We start from the raw sequence: 19,643 nt of genomic DNA on the forward strand, positions 1-19,643 counted from the left end.
CTCTCAGCTCACCGGGCTACGGTAGGGACCGGTGGCGTGGAGGCAACCCTCCCCGTCACGCCGGCCCAAACCCCGGTTCGCCGTACGCGTAAGTGCTGGGCTCGCAAGCTCACATCCGGCACGAACGGTGTACCGTCGAATGACCGCGGCGCGGCAGTTCGCGCGCTTCGGGGTCGAGGCCGGCCCGCACGGCGGCTCCGGCCGCCGCCCGAGGCGGCGACACCATTCAGACGGTCAGGACGTCGATCAGGAGGATGCGGGCGTCTCGGCGCCCGACAACAGTATGGAACGTACGCGTTTCTTCCGCCGACCGGTGGTCTGGATCATCCTGGTCATCCTCGGCGCCGTTGTGCTCAGTCAGCTGTTCACCGCTGGTCCCAGCTACCACCGGGTGGACACTTCCGTTGCGCTCGACCAGCTCCACACGGCCAAGATCAACAAGGCGGTCTTCCAGGACAAGGAGCAGACGCTCCAGCTCGACCTGACCCAGAAGACCAAGTTCGGTGAGACCACCACCGACAAGATCGAGGCGCAGTTCCCGTACCAGGCCGGCGACCAGGTCTGGAACGAGGTGCTGGCCGCCAAGGCCGCGAACCGGGTCACCGGCCCGGCGGACACCAAGGTCTCCTCGGACAGCGTCTGGGTGAGCCTGCTGGTCAACCTGCTCCCCATCGCCCTGCTGGTGCTCCTGCTGCTGTTCTTCATGTCGCAGATGCAGGGCGGCGGCTCCCGGGTGCTCAACTTCGGCAAGTCCAAGGCGAAGATGATCACCAAGGACACGCCGAAGACCACCTTCGCGGACGTGGCCGGGGCCGAGGAGGCCGTCGAGGAGCTGCACGAGATCAAGGACTTCCTGCAGAACCCGGCGAAGTACCAGGCCCTGGGCGCCAAGATCCCGAAGGGCGTGCTGCTCTTCGGCCCGCCCGGTACCGGTAAGACCCTGCTCGCCCGGGCCGTCGCCGGCGAGGCCGGCGTGCCGTTCTACTCGATCTCGGGCTCGGACTTCGTCGAGATGTTCGTCGGTGTCGGCGCCAGCCGGGTCCGCGACCTGTTCGAGCAGGCCAAGTCGAACGCCCCGGCGATCGTCTTCGTCGACGAGATCGACGCGGTCGGCCGGCACCGTGGCGCCGGCATGGGCGGCGGCCACGACGAGCGCGAGCAGACGCTCAACCAGCTGCTCGTCGAGATGGACGGCTTCGACACCAAGGGCGGGGTCATCCTGATCGCCGCCACCAACCGGCCGGACATCCTCGACCCGGCGCTGCTGCGCCCGGGCCGCTTCGACCGGCAGATCCCGGTGGACGCCCCCGATATGGAGGGCCGCAAGGCCATCCTGCGGGTGCACGCCAAGGGCAAGCCGTTCACGCCCGACGTCGACCTCGACGCGGTCGCCCGGCGTACCCCGGGCTTCTCCGGCGCCGACCTGGCCAACGTGATCAACGAGTCGGCCCTGCTCACCGCCCGCAAGGGCGAGCGGGCGATCAGCAACGACTCGCTGGAGGAGTCGATCGACCGGGTGATCGCCGGTCCGCAGCGGCGGACCCGGGTGATGAGCGACCAGGAGAAGAAGATCACCGCGTACCACGAGGGTGGGCACGCACTGGTCGCCTGGGCGCTGCCGCACGCCGCGCCGGTGCACAAGGTGACGATCCTGTCCCGCGGCCGCTCGCTGGGCCACACCCTGGTCCTGCCGACCGAGGACAAGTACACCCAGACCCGGGCCGAGATGATCGACACCCTGGCGTACGCGCTGGGCGGCCGGGCCGCGGAGGAACTGGTCTTCCACGAGCCCACCACCGGCGCCGGCAACGACATCGAGAAGGCCACTCAGCTGGCCCGCGCGATGATCACCCAGTACGGCATGAGCTCCAAGCTCGGCGCGATCAAGTACGGCACCAGCGGTGACGAGCCGTTCCTCGGCCGCAACATGGGCCACGAGCGGGACTACTCCGACTCGGTGGCGGCCGAGATCGACGGCGAGATGCGGGCCCTGATCGAGCTGGCCCACGACGAGGCCTGGGAGATCCTGGTGGAGTACCGGGACGTGCTGGACAATATGGTCCTGGAGCTGATCGAGAAGGAGACCCTCTCCACCGCCGACATGGCCCGGATCTGCGCCCGGGTGGTGAAGCGCCCGCCGATGGCCCCGTACCACGGCTTCGGCAAGCGCCAGCCCTCCACCGAGCCGCCGGTGCTCACCCCGGCCGAGAAGGACAAGCTCAAGGCGCAGGCTCAGGCCGACGGCGCCTCGGTCGGCGGCTCCTCGAACAACTCGGACGGTACCCACTGAACACGGACGCCGCGGCCAGCCCCGACAAGGGGCTGGCCGCCTCGTTGACCGAGCCCGACGGTGACGAGGCGCTCGACTACGTCGCCGCTCGACTGATCAGCGGCAAGCTCACCGGCCGGCCGGTCGAGGAAACCATGGACCTGGGCCGGATCGAGAAGGCCGTCCGCGAGATCCTCATCGCGGTCGGCGAGGACCCGGACCGGGACGGCCTCCGGCAGACGCCGGCCCGGGTCGCCCGCGCGTACGCCGAACTCTTCGCCGGTCTCCGGGTCGACCCGGCCCAGGTGCTCAGCACCACCTTCGAGGCCAACCACGAGGAGCTGGTGCTCGTCCGGGACATCGACGTGATGAGCCTCTGCGAGCACCACCTGCTCCCCTTCCGGGGCAGCGCGCACATCGGCTACATCCCGGGGCCGGACGGCCGGATCACCGGCCTGTCCAAGCTGGCCCGACTGGTCGAGGTCTTCGCCCGGCGTCCGCAGGTGCAGGAGCGGCTCACCTCGCAGATCGCCGACCTGCTGATGAGCAAGCTGGAACCGCGCGGCGTCATCGTCGTGCTCGAGTGCGAGCACATGTGCATGGCGATGCGCGGCATCCAGAAGAGCGGCGCCGAGACCATCACCTCGGCCGTCCGCGGCGTGCTCCAGCGTGATGCGAAGTCCCGCGCCGAAGCGATGTCGCTGATCATCCACCGCTGACCGGGCGCGGCCGACGGAGCCCGTCGGTCAGCCGGCCAGCATCGCCAGGACGATCCCGGCGGTGGTCGCCACCGCCGGGACCAGGCAGACCAGCGCGCCGAACCGGGGTGTCCGGTCCACCCGGTCCGCCGGCCGGGGCCGGAACAGCCGGCCCACCGCCAGCCACCCCGCCATGAAGGCCACCGCCGGCATCGGCAGCCCGACCACCAGCGCCAGGATGCTCGCCGCGCCGCTGCCGGCACCGACCAGGACCAGCAGCTGGATCAGCGGAACCACCAACGCCAGCGGCCCGTACACCAGCAGGTTGCGGGGCCGGGACGGCCAGCGCGCCAGCCGGGGCAGTCCCCGCGCGGCCAGCGCGTCGTCCGCGGCGTCGGCCCACCGGCGGGCCGCCTGCAGCGAGGTCAGCACCGCCGCCGGCCCGGCCGACATCGACCGGGCCGCCTCGGTCAGCTCCGGCGGGGTCGGCTGCAACGAGATCGCCGGCACCCCGAATTCCCGCAGTTGCGCCTGCTGCGGGGCCAGCCGGGCCCGGACGACGCTCAGCTCCTCCCGGGCGGCCTGCACCGAGCGGGCCTGTTCGCTGGCGGCGGTCGTCGCGGCCCGGCGTACCCCGTCGAGCTGGCGGGCAGCGGCGACATAGTCCGCCCAGGCCGCCGCGGCCGGATCCGGGGAGTCGGCCGGCGGGCGGCCCGGCCGGGGGGCGGGCACGGCACTTCCGGTCTCGCTCACGTCGCCGCCTCCTCCCCGAACGGCACCAGCACCGTGCCCAGCTCGCCCGGGCCGTCCCAGAGCGCCGCCCGGCCCGGACGCGGGCGCCACAGCACCGGCCGGTCGAAGAGCGACTCCAACCGGGCCCCCGGCACGTCGGTGACCACCACGGCGGCCAGCTTGTCGATCTCACCCTCCGGGCCGAGCAGCCCGGCCAGCGGCCCCACCGAACGCCACCAGCCGAGCAGGTGCAACCCGGCCGGTGGCCCCTCCCGCAGCAGCGACCGCAGCCGCTCGACCGGCAGCTCCGCCGCGTCGGGCACGTCCAGCCCGAACACCACCAGGTAGCCCGGCTCGCCCGCGTCCATCGCGGCGCGCAGCCCGGCCACGTCGACCGTCTCCACCCGGTGCCGCTCCGCCAGCTCGCCGGCCAGCGCCGCGGCCGGCTCCGCCGACCCGTTCGCCAGCGGAGCCAGCACGAACCGGGCGGACGCGTGGTGGGCCGCCGTGCTCCGCGCCGCGGTGACCAGCAGCCGGGCGGCCTCCTCGTCGCGGCCCAGCACGGCGAGGTTCCGCCCCGCGGCCGGGCCGAGCGGCACCGCCACCGTGGAGCGGTGCACGTCCACCGCCCGACCGAGCAGCGCGGCCGGCCCGTGCGCCCGGCCGGCGAGCGCCGACCGGTGCCGTGGGTCGTTGCCCAGCAGCGGGCGCGCGAACCCGGCGAAGACCACCGGCGGCCCGCACCCCTCCGGCCGGGCCGCCCAGAGCCGGTGCCGCAGCTCGGCCAGGGACTCCGGCTCCTCGTGCGGATCGGGGAAGCGGATCATCCGCTCGTGCCCCCGGGTGGCGCCGCGTGGCCCGCCCAGACCGCCGGCGGTGTTCACCACCGCGCTGCCCACCGGCAGCCCGGCCGCGGCGTCGTTCGCCGGCTCCAGCACCCCCGACCCGCCGGGCAGCGCCACCCGCACCGGAAACTGGCCCAGCAGCGGATCGCGCGGGCCGCCGATACCCAGGTCGCCCTCGCCGGCCAGGACCAGGTGGATGCCGTACGCCCGGGCGGCGCGGGCCAGCACGTCCAGCCGGGCCAGCAGGTCTGCGGCGAGCCGGTCGCGCTCCCGCAGCAGCAGGGGGAAGTTGTCGATGACACAGACGATCCGGGGCAGCGGCTGGTGCTCCCGCAGCTCCGCGTAGCGCTGCCCACCGGCCCGCCGGCCGGCCTCCTCCCGGCGGTGCAGCTCCGCCTCGAGCTGGCCGATGAGGTCCGCCACGTACTCCCGATCGGCGGCCATCCCGGCCGCCCGGACCTGCGGCACCCAGGAGCGGTCCCGCTCGGTCTGCAGGAACTCCACGAAGGACTCGCCGTCGTCGAGGTCGGCCAGGTAGAGCGCCAGCTCGTCGGGGCCGTACCGGGCGGTCAGCCCGAACAGCACGTTGGTCAGGAACGCCGACCGCCCGGCACCGGACCGGCCACTGACCAGCCAGTGCGGGGTGAGCTCGGTGAAGCCGAGGCTGACCGGCCGCCCGGCGGCGTCGCCCACCACGGTCGAGAGCCCGTCGACGGAACCCGACTCCCACAGCTCCCCGGCGGGCAGCAGGTCGGTCAGGGAGAGCCGGGACCCGTCCTCGACCTGCCGGGCCAGCCGGCGGCAGACCCCGGTCACCAGTTCGTCGGGCGGGTCCTCCGCCACGAAGACCGGGGAGTTGAGCCCGCCGGCCGTCTCCGGGCCGGGGCTCCTCAGCGCCTGCCCGGGCGGATCACCCACCAGCGCGTACGCGTTGCGTACCGCGACGGCGGTGGCCTGCGGCAGCGGAGTGTCCGGCGACCAGCCGGCCACGACCAGGTGCAGGCCGGCCCGGTGGCCCCGCGCGGCCAGTTCCTCGATCCGACCGAGGTCGGACGCGCCGGTCGCGGCGGGCAGCGCGGCCACCACCAGGAGCAGCGTCCGGTCGTGCCCGCGCTGCCGGGCCGTGCCGGCGGCCACCCACTGCTCCGCCTCGGTGAGGACCGTCCGCAGCCCCGCCACGTCCACGGCGGGCGGCGGCAGCAGCCCCGCGTCGGCCAAGAGCGCGAACCCCGCGAAGGCCCCGCGGGTCGAATCCCGGTCGGCGGTGGCGTCCACCGCACGGACCAGTAGCGAGCCGGCCGGCGCGGCGGCGAGCAGCCGCAGTAGGAGAGCCCGGAGCAGCCCGGCCACCCGAGGGTCGGTGGCGTCGGTGTCGACGCTCAGGTGACCGCTGCCGAGCAGCGGCACCAGCGTTGGGAACCGGGCGTCGTCCAGCGGCGCGGCGGTGCCGACCCGGACGAAGGGTGGCGGACGGTCGCCGGGCGGGGTGGCCGCGGTCAGCGTCTCCAGGGCGGCGCCGGCCCAACCGGGGGCGGCGAGCGCCGCGGCCGCCCGCAGCCGCTCCGCCAACTCGTATTGCCGGTGGTGGTCGGCCGGAGCCGGCCGGATCTCGTCGAGGATGCCGGCGGCGGCGGTCGCGGTGGCCGTGGCCCGCCGGTGCAGGGCGGCGGCCCGGCCGGCTCGCGCCTTCGGACTGGCCACCCGTCCACCTCTCTTCCCGAGGCCGACATCTCCCCCCGCGCAGTGACGGTAACTCAGCCGGCGGCCCCGCTCCGGGATGTCGACCGGCGCTGCGTGGTCTTTGCGAGCCGGGTCACCTCGCCTCGGCCGGGCATTGTCCCGCCTGCGGGCATCGAGCGGGCGCGATCGGCGAATCTGGGGCATTGGGTACGAGGCGTGCAGCCGATAGCCTCAGGGGGTGGAATCAGTGCAGCCCCCCGCCGGTTCCCAGGTCTCCCGCGTACCGGCGCAGCGGACCCCGCCCGAGCAGGTGGCGCCCCCGGCGCCGGCTCCGGCGCCGCAGCGTCCCCGGCGTCGGCTGCGCACGGTGCTCTCGGTGGTTGCCGGGCTGCTCGCGCTGCTCTGCGTCGGCGGAGGGGTGACCGCGTTCATCCTGTACGACCGCGCCACCGCCCCCGACCGCAGCGCCCCAGACGTGGTGGTGGACAACTACCTGCGCGCCTTCCTCGTGGATCGGAACGACACCAAGGCGAGCCAGTTCGCCTGCGAGGGTGGAGGCGACCTCGGCGCCGTTCGAGGCCTCCGAGAGGAGTTGGAGCGGCGCGAAGCGAACTTCAGCGTCGTGGTTCGGGTCAGTTGGGGCGCACTCGCCAGAGCGAAAAGTGGCGACGGGGAATTGGTGACCACGACCTTGACCATCTCCAGCTCGGCAGACGGCCAGACGCGGAGCAGCCGTCGTGAGGACTGGCAGTTCAAGGTGATCGACAGGGACGGGTGGCGGGTCTGTGAGGGCCACAAGGCCGGCTGACCGGCTACTCGACCCAGAGCAGGTGGACGGGAACCTCCAGGGTGGTCGGTGCCTGGCCGCGCCAGGCCCACCGGTACCACTCCAACTCCGAGGTGACCCGGACGCAGATGTCCCCCTCGGCGCCGGAGTAGGTCTCGGTCACCGCCCGTAGGTCACGGTGCTCGGTCGGCCCGACGACGTGCACCACCCGCCGGCCGGCCACCGCGTCGGCCTCGAAGACCGGGGTCGGCGCCCGGTGGGCCGGCGCGTCGAGGGAGACGAGCCGGATCCCGGGCTCGCGGGGCGGGACTGCGGCGCCGCTCCGGTCGCCAACCGTCTCCACCCAGACCCGCTCCACCGGTACCAGCGGCGCGAAGACCTCCACCTGCTCGGACTCGGCGCGGTACCACTCGTGTTCCGGGATGACGGGCACATAGGTCCGGCTGCCCTGCACCACCCGCTCGTCGGCGCGCAGGTCACCCCGCCAGCCCAGGCCGGGCAGCCCGACCAGCACCCGCCGACCGCGGAGCTCCACCCGACCGGTGGCGGGGACGACCTCGATCGGTCGCGGTGGCAGCGGCGCCCAGTCGGGCTGGTCCGCGAAGGGGTCGGGCAGCGGGCCGGTCATCCGTCGGTGGGCCTCACGTGCTGCCGTCCAGCGGCGCGCCGCGTTCTCGCATGAACGGCACCGGGTTGATGGCGCCCCGGCTGGACCGGTCGCCGTCGACGTGCACCTCGAAGTGCAGGTGCGGCCCGGAGGAGTTGCCGCTGCTGCCGACCAGGCCGATCACGTCACCGGCCGCCACCAACTCACCGGGAACCACCCGGGGGCGCTCCACCATGTGGCAGTAGCGGGTGATGTACCCCCCGGCGTGCAGGATGTCCACGAACCAGCCGCACCCGCCCTTGCCCGGCCAGCCGTCACGGTCGCAGTCGCGTCGTCCGGAGTGGTCCGGGTCGCAGCGGGCGACCAGCACCCGGCCGGCCGACGCGGCGTGGATCTCGGTGACCCGCTTGGGTGCCGCGATGTCCACTCCGTTGTGGCTGGGCCGGTCGGCGGTGCGGAAGCCGGAGCCGACACCACCCGGGATCGGCGCCGTCCAGCCCGAGGCGGCGATCCGGGCGCCGGAGGCGGCGTCACACACCGCCTCGCCGGCGATCTGTACCGTCCGGGCGGCGCCGCCGGCCAGCGCGTCGACGATCCGGCCGGCCAGGTCCTCGTGCTTGGCGTAGGCGTCGGGGAACGCGCTGACCTGCACCCGCTGCGCCACCACGGTCAACGGGCGCTGCTCCCACCTGGCCACCCGGACCAGCTTCTCGTAGAACTTGCGGGCGGTGTAGGAGGGCGTCATGCGCTGCTGGACGCTGCCCCAGCCGGGCCGCTGCTGGAACAGGCCAAGCGAGTCGTGGTCGGACCCGACGCCCTCGTGCGGCAGCGCCAGCGACGCCGGCACCGTGCTGTTCGCCAGGTTCCGCAGCGCGGACTCCTGCATCGCGGTGGCCAGGGCGATGACCCAGCCGCGGGCCGGCACCTTCATGTCCTGACCGACCTTGATGATGACGGCCGCGTTGCGCAGCTGGCCCTCGCCGTACTCGGCGAAGCGGGGCATGTCGCCGGTGATGCTGACCCGGTGGGCAGCGTCGCAGGCCAGCCCGGCCACGGTCGCCTCGTCCTTCTCCTCGCCGCCCAGCTCGGTGAGGAAGAAGGCGGCGGCGCCGCCCACGCAGCAGAGCAGGGTGAGCACCGTCGTCACCGCGGCGGCCACGACGCCGAGCCGCAGCTTCCGGCGGCGCGGCGGCGCTCCCGCGTCCGCCCACTGCTCGGTCATTGGCGCTCCCAGTCCACCGCGTCCACCAGCCACCGGCCTTCCGGGGCCACCAGTTCGAGCCGGAGCCGACCGTTGTCCAGCGGGATGAGAACCTCCACGAAGGACTCCGTCCGGGGGCGGAGCGTGACCTGGCCGGTCACCCGCCGGGCGGGAACGCTCTCCGGGTCGGCGCCGGTCAGCTTCTCGGTCAGCGCGGGGGTCGACAGCGGGCGCAGCCGCGCCTGCCAGTCGTCCCCGCTGCTGCCCGGGCCGGCCAGCCAGGCGGTGGTGAACCGGCTGGCGGCCCGCTCGGGCGTCAGCTCGCCCGGCCGGGTCTTCGGCCTGGCGGCCGCCGGGCTCGACAGCACGCCGTCGTCGCCGGCCTCCGGATTCACCGTGCTGATCGGCTCCCTCGGCCGGTTGCTGAGACCGGTGGACGGGTCGACGGGCCCGGAGACCAGGCGGGCGGCCCCGATGACGCCGAAGACCAGGACGGCGATCACCACCGCGACGCCGAGCCGGGACCGCAGGGCCCGGGTGAACAGGAATTCCAGCGCCCGTCGCATCGTGCTCACCGCGCCTCGGAGCGCACCCGTGGACTGGGGTTGGCCGGCGCGCGTTCGGCGGAGCCCGGACGGTAGATGGCGAAGGCGGGCGACTCGTCGGGCACGTCGGGCTCCGTCCACGTGGCCGGCTGTCGGCGTCGGGGGCGCGGTGCGGTGGTCCGGCCGCCGCCCGGCTGCTCCGGTGCGGGCGCCTCGTCCGTCTGTTCCCGCCCGTCCGGCCGCTGCCGGCCGGCGGCGGCGTGCGACGGGTCCTCGTGCCGGGCCTCCGGCCGCAGGGTGCCCTGGTCGGGCACCACGCCGCGCCGCCGCCCGAGCGCCGGCTCGGCCGTGCCGCCCGGCTCCACCACGTCCAACCGGGCCGCCACCCGCATGTCCCGGAAGAATCGCCGGTGCCACGACCCCGCCGAGCTGATCGCCTCGCTGCTGTCCTTGCCGCCGAGCTGGGTGATCCGCCGGTACGGACGCAGCAGCAGCCAGCCGACCACGCCGCAGAGCCAGACCAGCACCACCTGGAGCCAGCCGGGCAGGGTGGGCGTGTTCATGATGAGGTCGACCGCGAAGAGGTAGATGGCCGCGCCGGTGCCGAAGATGGCGATGTTGAAGACCGCGGCGACCACCGCGTTCGCCAACCGGCGCAGCCCGGCGCTGGCCGGGCGCATCAGGCCGACGGTGCCGAGGATCGGCGCGGCGATCACCGCCCACCGGAAGATCAGGAAGCCCAGCAGCACCAGCACCGAGGCGGTCAGGTCGAACATCGCGAAGAGCAGCGAGGCCAGCACCGCGATGAAGCCGGCCCCGATCCGGTCCATGTCCCGGACGCCCTGGAGATACTCGTACGCCTCTGGGTCCTCCGACCTGATCTGCTCGGCGACCCGGGCCCACTGCTGCTGCTTCGCCTTGATGGTCGCCTCACGGGTGGCCGGGTTCTGGCGGAGCTTCTCCGCCTCCTCCCAGGAGAGCGACTTGGCGTCGTAGAGCGCCGGACCGTACTTCTTCGCGGTCTCGCTGTCGGCCGAGCCGAGCACACCGCGCAGCCAGTTCCGGTAGAGCATCGTCTCGGTGGCCGTGTCGCTGGCTCGGACGGCCGGAGGACGGTGATCCTTGCACGCCTCAGGGTTGGGGTCGTCGCACTGGCCCGGCGGCGTGTCCCGGGTCGCCGGGCCCACCGCGTCGTGCACCACGCCCAGCGTGGTGATCAAGGTGTTGTCGGCGATGTTCGCCGACTTGACCGGCCAGGCGGCCAGGGCGGTGACCGCCACCATCACCAGCAGCGCCCAGCCCGCCGTCGTCATCGCGTTGCTCATGTCCGACTGGCGGGAGCGCCAGAGCAGGTAGAGGCCGACCACGCAGAGCGTGACGATGCCGAAGACGCTGAACACCTTCTGGTAGACGGCCTTGGTGGCCTGCTCCACCAGCGGATCCGCCCAGCCCCACATCGAGCGGGGATCCCAGGCCCGCTCCCGCAGCGCGTTCGAGGCGCCGATCACCGCGTTGGCGAACATGAACTCGCCGTTGGCCACCATCGTGGTGAAGCGGTAGTCCGGATGCAGCACCGACGACGCGCAGCCGCCGTCGACGTCGTACGTCGTGTAGCTGTATCCGGCGTAGCCGTAGTCGCTGTAGAGGCCCTTCGGGCCGGGCAGCTTGGCGGAGTCGGGGCGGGAGGCGAACCAGCCGGCCAGACCGGAGTCCGGCGCCCCGGGGACGGGGGCGTTACGGCACTCGACCTGGTCCTCGCTGACCTCCTTGAGTTTCGCGACGCAGGCGCGGAAGTCGGCCTGCCACTCCTTGGTGCTGCACAGCTCGGCCCGGGCCTGGGCGGCCGGCGTGGCGGCGTACGCGGGTGTCGCCCCGACCACCGGCCAGGCGATGGTGGCCACGGCGAGTACGCCGAGCGCGAGGAGGAGCGCCGCGATCCGTGCCCGGGCCCTCGCCATGTCACGCCTCCAGGTCAGCCAGGACGGTCGGCAGCGCCCCGGCGGTCTGGGCGACCGCGGCGGGGGTGGTGTCCAGGTGGTCGAGCAGCCCGTCGACGTACGACACGTCGACCCGGACCTTCTGCACCCGGCCGTCGACGTCGCGCATCACGAACTCGCGGAAGCCGAGCCGGGCGGCCGAACCGGCGTCCGCCGTGGACAGCGAGGCGAGGGTCGCCTCGTAGCCGTCGTTGACCGGCACCCGGAGCAGCCGGAGCGCCTCGGAGGCGATCTCGGTGTCCTCGGCGATCCGGCCGACGAAGACGGTGGAGACCAGGTTCTGCACGTCGAGGCCGAGGATGTCCTTCGGGTTCTGCGAGGCGACCAGGGCGGCGAGGTTCCACTTGCGGGAGTCCCGGGCGAGGCGGACCAGGAACGAACGCCCGGAGCGCCAGCCCTCCATGAAGTGCGCCTCGTCCAGGCCGACCAGCTTCCGGGACGACATCGAGCCGCCGTAGCAGCGGCGCACCGCGAGCCGGTGCGCGGTGTGCAGCATCGGCAGGGCGAGGGACTCCTCGGCCGACCAGTACTCGCGTTCGATCTTGAGGTCGGGCAGCCGCAGGCCGGCCATCGTGATCACGGTGAGCGCCGCGTCGGCGCCGAGCAGCCCCTCCGGCGGCCGGCCGAAGAAGAGCATCGCGAGCGGCATCTCGGCGGTGTCCAGCAGCAGGTTGGCCAGCTCCCGGCCGGCGTCGTCGTCGAGCCCTTGGAGGCAGGCGACCACGTCGTCCAGGGTGGAGGTCTCCTCCGCCGGCACCTGGCGTACGGCGTGCCGGAACAGGGTGGCGGTGGAGGCCTCGCGGGCGACCTGCGGCGGCACCAGCATCATGCAGATGTCCTGCACCAGCATCCGGCGCTCGGCCCGGGCGTTGGAGACGGCGATCTCGAACTCCCGGTCCCCGGCCGAGCCCGCACCGAACTCGCTGCGCAGCGGCGTCGGGATCAGCGCGTACGGCGCCAGCGTCCCCTGCTCGGAGCCGGTCAGGTTGAGCACCCGGGAGTACGGCCGCAGCTCCGGCATGGCGCAGAGCCGGGCCAGCGGGCCGGACGGGTCGAGCAGGGTGACCTGCACCCCGCGCCGGGCGGCCAGGTAGCCGAGCGCGCCGAGCAGGGTGGACTTGCCACCGCCCGGCTCCGCCACGAAGACCGCGAGCCCGGAGCGTTCCCGGACCTCCATCGGGAAGTGCAGGTCGAGGAAGACCGGGCGGCGGCAGGTGCCGGCGGTCCGCCCGATCAGGTCGCCCCGTCGGTCGCCGACCGTGGACGCGGCCTGCGGTAGCGCGGCGGCGAGCAGCGGGACCGGCATCCGCCGGACGTAGCCGGTGTTGGCGATCGGCTCACCGGGGATGAACTCGCGGGCCAGCCAGTCCTGGTTCTTCGGATGCTGCAGCGAGATGCGCAGCTCGCGCGAGTAGAGCTGGATGAGTCGGCGGGCCCGCTCCAGGCACTCCTCCCGGGTCCGGCCGCCGACGGCGATCCGGTGCCAGCCGTGCGCGCGGGCCGAGTCCACCGGCAGCCCGGTGGTCATCTCGTCGCCGATCACCAGTGCCCGCTTGGCCAGGCGTTCCAGCTCCGGCGGGGCGTCGATGCCGTGTTCGGCGTAGTCGAGCTGCTGGGACCGGATCATGCGGAGCCGGTGCTCGAGGTTGCGGAAGGAGTCACCCGAGCCGAGGATGTCGACCCGGGTGGAGATCTCCATCGGCCAGGGCAGCCGCTCGTGGAAGTGCAGCCAGGGTTCGTGCCGTTCGGGGATCTCCAGCGGCTCCATCCGGCCGACGGCGAGCACGGCGACGTGCCGCTCCTCGCCGGTCATCCGGTTCACCAGCTTGACCGTCGACCCGTACGGGGTGCGGTAGCGCTCCACCTGCTCGGTCAGGGCGAGCAGGTCCCCGCGCTCCCACCGGCCGTTGGTGATCGGGGAGAGGGTGCCCGGGGGCGACATGCAGAGCGCGACGGAGCGGTAGAGCAGCCACTCCAGCTCCTGCGCGGTGACCCGGCGGCCCCGCATGCCGAACGCGCCGAGGACCTCGTCGAACTGTTCGACCGTGCGGCCCAGCTTGCGGCGCTCGCCGTCGGCGGTGCCCCGTCCGAAGGTGCGCAGCAGCCGCTCGGTGAGCGAGTCGCCAAGCGACCGGCGGGCGAAGGTGACGCCCAGGTAGGTCTGTCCCTCGGCGTGGTTGACCGCCATCAGGTGCCGTTGGGCGGCGACCAGGTGGTCGGCCCAGCCGGCCGTGCCGGGCACGTCGGGCAGCGGCGACGCGGTGTGCGCGTCGATGGTGCGGGCCCACTCGTCGGCGGGGAACGGCCGGGTGGTGCGGCGCAGGTGCAGCCGGAAGCCGGCCAGACCGGCGTACTGCTCGGAGATCGCGGAGAGCAGCGCCTCCCGCTCGGCGTCCGGGCGGAACGCCCAGCGCACCTCGGGCAGCCAGTACCAGGCGGTGACCGTGTTCGGGGTGAAGGTCAGGTGACCGGCGATCTCGGTGATCGCCAGCTCGACGGACGGGTCGCGATCGCCGAACTTGATCTTCGGGGGACGGACCTGGACCGGCTTGGCGGGCTGGCCCCTCCGCTCGGCGGCGGAGCGTTGCCGGGGGGTGGCCACCTCCCGGGCGGGTGGTGGGGCCACCTCCCTGGTGGTGGGCGCGGCGATCTGGCGGACGCCCGGTGCGGCCACCCGCTCCGCTTCGGCCCGGCGCCCGGCACTGTCCGGTGTGCGGCGCGCGGGGCGCTCCGGTGCGGGCTCGGCGCCGGGGTCGGTCAGCTCCGGTTCGGCGGTCGGCCGCAGCGCGGGGAGCCGGTCGCCGGCCTGGTGCGGCACCCGGTTGCGGCCGGGTGCCCGGTCGAGGGCGAGCGCCGGGTCGGGGGCGTGGTCCGGCAGCTCGGGACCGCGAGGCGTGGACCGCGGGACGGCCACGATGTCGCCGTCGCCGGCCGGCCGGGTGCCGGCGGGGGCCTCGCGCAGTCGGGCCGCAGGCTGGTCGGCGGGTGCGCCCCCCGGGCTCCCGGCGGCCCGGGCGGGCCGGCGCTCGGCCGGCGACGCGGGCGCGACCGGCTCGACGGGTACGACGTGCTGGTGCGGGATCGGCGGCGCGTCCCGCCCGACGCCGCGGCGGGGCGGCGCGACCACCGGCACCGGCTCGGCTTCCGGCGGCGCCGGTGACCGGGGCGCGGTCGGCGGCGCCGGGCGGCGGCCGGCCGGCTGCGCGCCGCCGAAGAGGTCGAGGAACGGCGAGTCGATGTCGCCGCTGTCGCCGACCGTCGACGCGGGCTGATCGCCCGCCGCCTGGCCGCGCGGCGAGGCGGGCCGGGGCGGCTGGAAGACGCCGACCCGGCCGTGCCCGGGGCTGGTCACCAGGGCCGGGTCGAGGGCGACCTCGTCCAGCTCTTCGGCCTCTGGGTAGTCGAACGATCGCGCACGGTTACCGTGGGGATCGGCGTGCCGCCCGGCCGGGGAACCCGGCGTGGAAGAGCGATTCATGCGACCGCCTCACCCGCGTCGTTCGTCTGCCCGATCGGCGTACGCCCGGTCATGCCAGTTCCTCCCGGATCCTGATCCGGCTCGCCACCAGGCGCGGGTCGCGCAGCTCGGCGGCCGGCTCCCGGGTGCGTCGCCAGTCGGTCAGCGCGGTGCGGATGACCATGCGCGCCGGCCGGTCCGGGTCGACGTACCGGAAGATGAACGAGGTGGTCACGATGGCGAGCGAGATCTCCCACGCGGGGAAGAGCTCGACCTGCAGCGTGAACAGCCAGTGGATGAACATGTAGAGGGGTACGAGCAGCATGAACAGGCCGTACTGGGCGTACGGCAGGTGCACGGGAAGGGTGTAGCCGGGCGGCCCCAGATAGACGAGACGAGCCCGGTAGATGTCGTCGTCGGTGCGCAGCCGCATGGTCGCCCGCGCCTATTCGAAGATCAGGTTGATCAGGTAGTCGCCGACGAAGAAGAGGGTGGCGGCGCCGGCGATGAACGCCAGGCCGACGATGGCGATGGCCGAGCTGGTCAGCACCTTCGAGATCTCGCCCCGGCTGGCCCGCCCGATGAAGATGACGCCGAGCACGGCGAGCAGAATCGGTGCGATCTTGCTGGCGAAGAAGGTGACGACACCCTCGGTGTCGATGCCCTTGGGCGCCGGCTCGGCGAGTGGAGTCGACGCCAGGGTGTGGAGCGCGTGGTGGACGGCGGACGACGCCGTCCCCAGGAGCTCGATGGCGATCACTGGAAACCTCCCCATGACGCGGCCGGCGACGCCGCGGTGGTGCAGTAGTCAAGCCTGGCGGGATCGGTGCTCACTCTGCGCAGCGTCGGCGACGCTGCGTTCGTTACCCACCACGCAGAGTGGTGAGCTTTGGGGGAATTTCTCCCGCTTCGGCCCTCCCTCCAGGCTTCGCCATCTCAATGCTGGACAATTCCAAAGCGTACGGCCCGGCCACCTTTGCGACAACCCGCGAAGAGTCGGCCCGATACGACCCGGACGACCGATCGTACACCTGTTCCAATCGGCATGTCAGGACCGTTGCGGGCGGTCCGGGGCCGGGTCGGCGAAGGCGCTGTCGGCGACCGGTACGGTCTAGTCGTGACCGATCTGGTACGGGCCCAGGCCCCGGTGGTGATGGGCGTCCTCAACGTCACGCCCGACTCCTTCTCCGACGGCGGCAGATACGCCGATCTCGACGCCGCGGTCGGACACGGAGTGCGACTGTGCGCGGCCGGTGCGGACCTGGTGGACGTGGGCGGGGAGTCGACCCGTCCCGGCGCCGACCGGGTCGACGCGGAGACCGAGAACGCCCGGGTGCTGCCGGTGATCCGCGAGCTCGCCGCGGCCGGCATCCCGGTCAGCATCGACACCAGCCGGGCCCGGGTGGCCGAGGCGGCCCTCGCCGCCGGCGCCGACGTGGTCAACGACGTCTCCGGGGGCCTCGCCGACCCGGACATGGCCCGGGTGGTCCGCGACGCCGGCTGCCCCTGGGTGCTGATGCACTGGCGGGGGCACTCCCGCGAGATGCGCGACCTGGCAAGCTACACCGACGTGGTCGCCGACGTCCGGGCCGAGCTGGGTCAGCGCGTGGACGAGGCGTTGGCCGCCGGGGTGGCCGCCGACCGGATCATCGTCGACCCCGGGCTCGGCTTCGCCAAGACCGCCGCGCACAACTGGGAGCTCAGCGCCCGCCTGCCGGAGCTGCTCGAACTGGGCTTCCCGCTGCTGTTCGGGGCGAGCCGCAAGTCGTACCTGGGTCAGCTGCTGACCGGCCCGGACGGCGCGCCCCGCCCGACCGCCGAACGGGAGGCGGCCACCGTCGCCACCAGCCTGCTCGCCGTCGCCGCCGGCGCCTGGGGGGTCCGGGTGCACGACGTCCGCGCCACCGCCGACGCGCTCGCCGTCTGGGCCGCCACCGGCCGCCCCCACCTGGTCGCCGGTCCCACCGGGAACGACGGCGGCGACCGGCGGCGGCCCGGCGCCGAAGCGGGCCGGCCGGCGGGGCCGGCGCGGGGAGAGGACGCCCGATGACCGACCGGATCGAGCTGACCGGGCTGCGGGCGCGCGGCCGGCACGGCGTCTACGACTTCGAGCGCGCCCAGGGGCAGGAGTTCGTGGTCGACGCGGTGCTCGAACTGGACCTGGCGCCGGCCGCGCGCTCCGACGAGGTGACCGACACGGTGCACTACGGCGAGCTGGCCGAGCGGCTGGTGGCGGTGATCACCGGGGAGCCGGTGAACCTGATCGAGACGCTCGCCGACCGGCTGCTCGCGGTCTGCCTCGCCGAGCCGCTGGTCGGCGCCGCCACGATCACCGTGCACAAGCCCGAGGCGCCGATCCCGCACGCCTTCCGGGACGTGGCCGTCACGATGCGGCGTACCCGGTGACCCGGGCCGTGCTGTCGATCGGCAGCAACCTCGGCGACCGGCTCGACCACCTGCGCTCGGCGGTGAACGCGCTCGGCGACGCGGTGCGGGTGGTCTCCGGCGTGTACGAGACTCCACCCTGGGGGGACGCCGCGCAGCCGGCGTACCTGAACGCGGTGGTGCTGGCCGTGGACCCGGCGGCGACCGCGCGGGACTGGCTGGAGCGGGCCCGGGCCGCCGAGGCGGCGGCCGGCCGGGTCCGCGACCCGGAACGCCGGTTCGGGCCGCGCACCCTGGACGTCGACGTCGTCACGGTCTGGGACGACGCGGGCCGGCCGGTGCTCAGCGACGACCCGGAGCTGACCCTGCCGCACCCTCGCGCCCACCTGCGGGCCTTCGTGCTCCGGCCGTGGATCGACATCGAGCCGCACGGGCGACTGCCCGGCCACGGCTGGCTGACCGACCTGCTCAACGCCGAGCCGCTGGCCGGGGACGCGCTGGAACTGAGCCCCCGACCGGATCTGGCGTTAGAGTCGGACGCATGACCCACTGGAGCCGGACGGCATGAGCCAGGCGCAGTTCCCGCGCGACCCCGACCGCTTCCGGATGGGTCCGACCCGGATCTCCACCCTGGTTGTGGCCGCTCTCGCCGCCGCCGCGGTGGCCTGGCTGCTGATCAGCAGCTTCTACTACGACGTCGCGCCGAACCTGCCCTGGCTGCCGGTCGTCACGCTGGCCGCGCTGGCCGTGCTGGAGGGGTACGCGGCGGTCAACACCCGGGGCCGGATCGAGCGCCGGCCGGGCCGGGACCCGGTCAACCCGCTGCTGGTCGCCCGGTTCGTGGTGTTGGCCAAGGCCTCCGCGCTGGCCGGGGCGATCTTCGCCGGCTTCTACGCCGGGCTCACCGCGTGGCTCTTCGTCGAGCGGACCAACGCGGCGGCCGGCGACCGGCCGGCCGCCGGCGCCGGGCTGCTCGCCTCGCTCGCCCTGGTGGCCGCCGCCCTCTGGCTGGAGCGGGCCTGCCGGGTGCCGGAGCAGGAGGACGACGAGGATCGCGAGCCCGGCGACCGGGAGACACCTCGCGGCCGCCTCTGATCAGGGGGTTCCCACCACCCGCGCCCGCAGGTACCGTGCCTGGCGACCGGAAGCAACGGCCGCCGCCGGTCCGCCCGTGCGTCGGGCCGGTCGGCCGGCGACGTGGGAGGCGCGGGTCATGACGTACGACGAAACGGGCCGGGATGGGCCGGCGGAGCCGTCGTCGGGGGTGCCCGCCGCAGTGCTGGAGAACGTCTTCGACGACCCTCTGCACGGTGAGCCCGGGCGGGACCGGATCGCCGTCCACGTGGTCTGGGAGTTCGTGCTGCTGGCCGGGCTGGGCGGCATGGCGTACCTGCTCTGGCGGGAGAACGCGGACGCGCTGCGCGGCGACGGCCTGAAGTCGCTGCTCGTCGACGTGGTCGCGCTGGGCCTGCTGGCCCTCGCCGCCGGGCTGAGCCTGCGCGCCGCCGCCGTCAACCTGGCGGTCGGCCCGGTCGCGGTGGCCGCCGCGCTGCACTTCGCCGAGCAGGGCGACCATGGCCTGCGGGAGGCCCTCCTCCCGGCGCTGGTGGTGGCCGCCGTGGGCGGCGCGGCGCTCGCCCTGGCGGTGGTGGTGCTGCACGTGCCCGGCTGGGCGGCCAGCCTGGCGGGCGCGGCCGGGGTGATCGTGTACATCGAGCGGCGCGCCGGCCCCGTCGCCGTGCAGGGCACGTACGACCCCCGGGGCATGGCCGTCAACCTCTTCGCCGGGTTCGCCGCGCTGGCCGTCCTCGGCGGCCTGTTCGGCGCGGTCAAGGCGATCCGCCGGCTGGTGGGCCGGTTCCGGCCGGTCGTCGACCCGGCCCGGCGGCGGGGCGGCGTCGCCGCGACGGTGGCCGCCCTGGCGCTGGTCGGCTCCACCGTGCTGGCCATGCTCGCCGGGGTGCTGATCGCGGCCAACGGGACCGGCCCCGTGGCGCCCACCTCCGGGCTGGACTGGTCGATCCTGGCCGTCGGCACGGCGATGCTCGCCGGCACCAGCGCGTACGGCCGGCGCGGCGGGATCCTCGGCACCCTGATCGCGGTCGCCCTGGTGGTGGTCTTCCTCGCTTGGGCGCAGGCCCGCGGCTGGACGGTCAGCCGGTGGGCCGTCGGCGGGGCGATGCTCGGCACCGGGCTGCTGGTCACCCGGCTGGTCGAGACGCTCGGCCGACCGCGGGCGGTCACCGGCGAAGCGTTCGAGCGGGCGCCGGCCGGGGACGGCACGATCAGCACGGGCTGGGCGCTGTCCCGGTCCGGCCCGGTCGACAGCTGGCCGTCGGTGCTGCCCGTGCAGGCCCCCGAGACCACGGTCGACCCGTGGGAGGCGCACCGCTGGGAGACCGGCCCGCAGCGCTGGGACGCCGACGACCGCTGACCGGGC

At 74.2% G+C, this 19,643-nt stretch carries 17 protein-coding genes; 8 read left to right on the forward strand and 9 right to left on the reverse strand.

Features of this window, described 5'->3' with window-relative positions; all coding sequences use genetic code 11:
• Positions 1-283: 283 nt before the first annotated feature.
• Complete coding sequence (ftsH, locus tag ACFOYX_RS17685) at positions 284-2,290, forward strand: ATP-dependent zinc metalloprotease FtsH (RefSeq protein WP_109802641.1); 2,007 nt, start codon at positions 284-286, stop codon at positions 2,288-2,290.
• Between the two features lie 32 nt (positions 2,291-2,322).
• On the forward strand, positions 2,323-2,988 hold the full coding sequence (gene folE, locus ACFOYX_RS17690) for a GTP cyclohydrolase I FolE (RefSeq protein WP_322441419.1): 666 nt from the start codon (positions 2,323-2,325) through the stop codon (positions 2,986-2,988).
• Positions 2,989-3,015: 27 nt separating this feature from the next.
• Here folE and ACFOYX_RS17695 read toward each other — a convergent pair whose 3' ends face one another.
• Both ACFOYX_RS17695 and ACFOYX_RS17700 read right to left on the reverse strand, forming a co-directional pair.
• The gene (locus ACFOYX_RS17695) at positions 3,016-3,720 is read right to left on the reverse strand and encodes a hypothetical protein (protein ID WP_322441402.1); all 705 of its coding nucleotides are present in this window, start codon (positions 3,718-3,720) and stop codon (positions 3,016-3,018) included.
• On the reverse strand, positions 3,717-6,245 hold the full coding sequence (locus tag ACFOYX_RS17700) for an FtsK/SpoIIIE domain-containing protein (RefSeq protein WP_322441403.1): 2,529 nt from the start codon (positions 6,243-6,245) through the stop codon (positions 3,717-3,719). The genes ACFOYX_RS17695 and ACFOYX_RS17700 overlap by 4 nt, the downstream gene beginning before the upstream one ends.
• Before the next feature lie 226 nt (positions 6,246-6,471).
• Here ACFOYX_RS17700 and ACFOYX_RS17705 point away from each other — a divergent pair, with 226 nt between their 5' ends.
• Positions 6,472-7,032 (forward strand): hypothetical protein, encoded by a 561-nt coding sequence (locus ACFOYX_RS17705; RefSeq protein ID WP_238454310.1) that lies wholly within the window; start codon positions 6,472-6,474, stop codon positions 7,030-7,032.
• 4 nt (positions 7,033-7,036) lie between these two features.
• On the opposite strand, the gene ACFOYX_RS17710 is transcribed toward ACFOYX_RS17705, so the two are convergent.
• Genes ACFOYX_RS17710 through ACFOYX_RS17740 form a run of 7 tightly spaced genes read right to left on the reverse strand, consistent with a single transcriptional unit; the run spans position 7,037 to position 15,578 of the window.
• Positions 7,037-7,639, reverse strand: a complete 603-nt coding sequence (locus tag ACFOYX_RS17710; protein ID WP_322441404.1) for a hypothetical protein — start codon at positions 7,637-7,639, stop codon at positions 7,037-7,039.
• Between the two features lie 13 nt (positions 7,640-7,652).
• Entirely contained in the window at positions 7,653-8,840 is a 1,188-nt protein-coding gene (locus ACFOYX_RS17715; RefSeq protein ID WP_322441405.1) for a M23 family metallopeptidase, read from the reverse strand.
• Positions 8,837-9,394, reverse strand: coding sequence for a hypothetical protein (locus tag ACFOYX_RS17720; protein WP_322441406.1), 558 nt, complete (start codon positions 9,392-9,394; stop codon positions 8,837-8,839). The genes ACFOYX_RS17715 and ACFOYX_RS17720 overlap by 4 nt, the downstream gene beginning before the upstream one ends.
• Complete coding sequence (locus ACFOYX_RS17725) at positions 9,391-11,322, reverse strand: MFS transporter (RefSeq protein WP_322441407.1); 1,932 nt, start codon at positions 11,320-11,322, stop codon at positions 9,391-9,393. Before ACFOYX_RS17725 ends, ACFOYX_RS17720 begins: the two co-directional genes overlap by 4 nt.
• Position 11,323: 1 nt before the next feature.
• Positions 11,324-14,839, reverse strand: a complete 3,516-nt coding sequence (locus tag ACFOYX_RS17730; RefSeq protein ID WP_322441408.1) for an ATP-binding protein — start codon at positions 14,837-14,839, stop codon at positions 11,324-11,326.
• Between the two features lie 49 nt (positions 14,840-14,888).
• Entirely contained in the window at positions 14,889-15,251 is a 363-nt protein-coding gene (locus ACFOYX_RS17735) for a hypothetical protein (protein ID WP_091317037.1), read from the reverse strand.
• Between the two features lie 12 nt (positions 15,252-15,263).
• Positions 15,264-15,578 (reverse strand): hypothetical protein, encoded by a 315-nt coding sequence (locus tag ACFOYX_RS17740; RefSeq protein ID WP_109800264.1) that lies wholly within the window; start codon positions 15,576-15,578, stop codon positions 15,264-15,266.
• A 357-nt stretch (positions 15,579-15,935) separates the two neighbouring features.
• Between ACFOYX_RS17740 and folP the strand changes: the two genes are divergently transcribed.
• The 5 genes from folP (at position 15,936) to ACFOYX_RS17765 (ending at position 19,637) form a co-directional block, all read left to right on the forward strand.
• A complete protein-coding gene (gene folP / locus ACFOYX_RS17745) occupies positions 15,936-16,868 on the forward strand; it encodes a dihydropteroate synthase (protein WP_322441409.1) in 933 nt (310 codons plus the stop codon).
• Positions 16,865-17,224 (forward strand): dihydroneopterin aldolase, encoded by a 360-nt coding sequence (gene folB, locus ACFOYX_RS17750; RefSeq protein WP_201749478.1) that lies wholly within the window; start codon positions 16,865-16,867, stop codon positions 17,222-17,224. Before folP ends, folB begins: the two co-directional genes overlap by 4 nt.
• Positions 17,221-17,748: a 2-amino-4-hydroxy-6-hydroxymethyldihydropteridine diphosphokinase gene (gene folK, locus ACFOYX_RS17755; protein ID WP_322441410.1), complete on the forward strand. Its 528-nt coding sequence runs from the start codon at positions 17,221-17,223 to the stop codon at positions 17,746-17,748. Before folB ends, folK begins: the two co-directional genes overlap by 4 nt.
• 61 nt (positions 17,749-17,809) lie before the next feature.
• The gene (locus ACFOYX_RS17760; RefSeq protein WP_201749477.1) at positions 17,810-18,298 is read left to right on the forward strand and encodes a DUF3180 domain-containing protein; all 489 of its coding nucleotides are present in this window, start codon (positions 17,810-17,812) and stop codon (positions 18,296-18,298) included.
• A 118-nt stretch (positions 18,299-18,416) separates the two neighbouring features.
• Positions 18,417-19,637, forward strand: coding sequence for an ABC transporter permease (locus ACFOYX_RS17765; RefSeq protein ID WP_322441411.1), 1,221 nt, complete (start codon positions 18,417-18,419; stop codon positions 19,635-19,637).
• The last annotated feature ends 6 nt before the right edge of the window (positions 19,638-19,643 follow it).

It is taken from the genome of Micromonospora sp. GCM10011541 (genome assembly GCF_042650725.1).
GTDB lineage: Bacteria > Actinomycetota > Actinomycetes > Mycobacteriales > Micromonosporaceae > Micromonospora > Micromonospora sicca.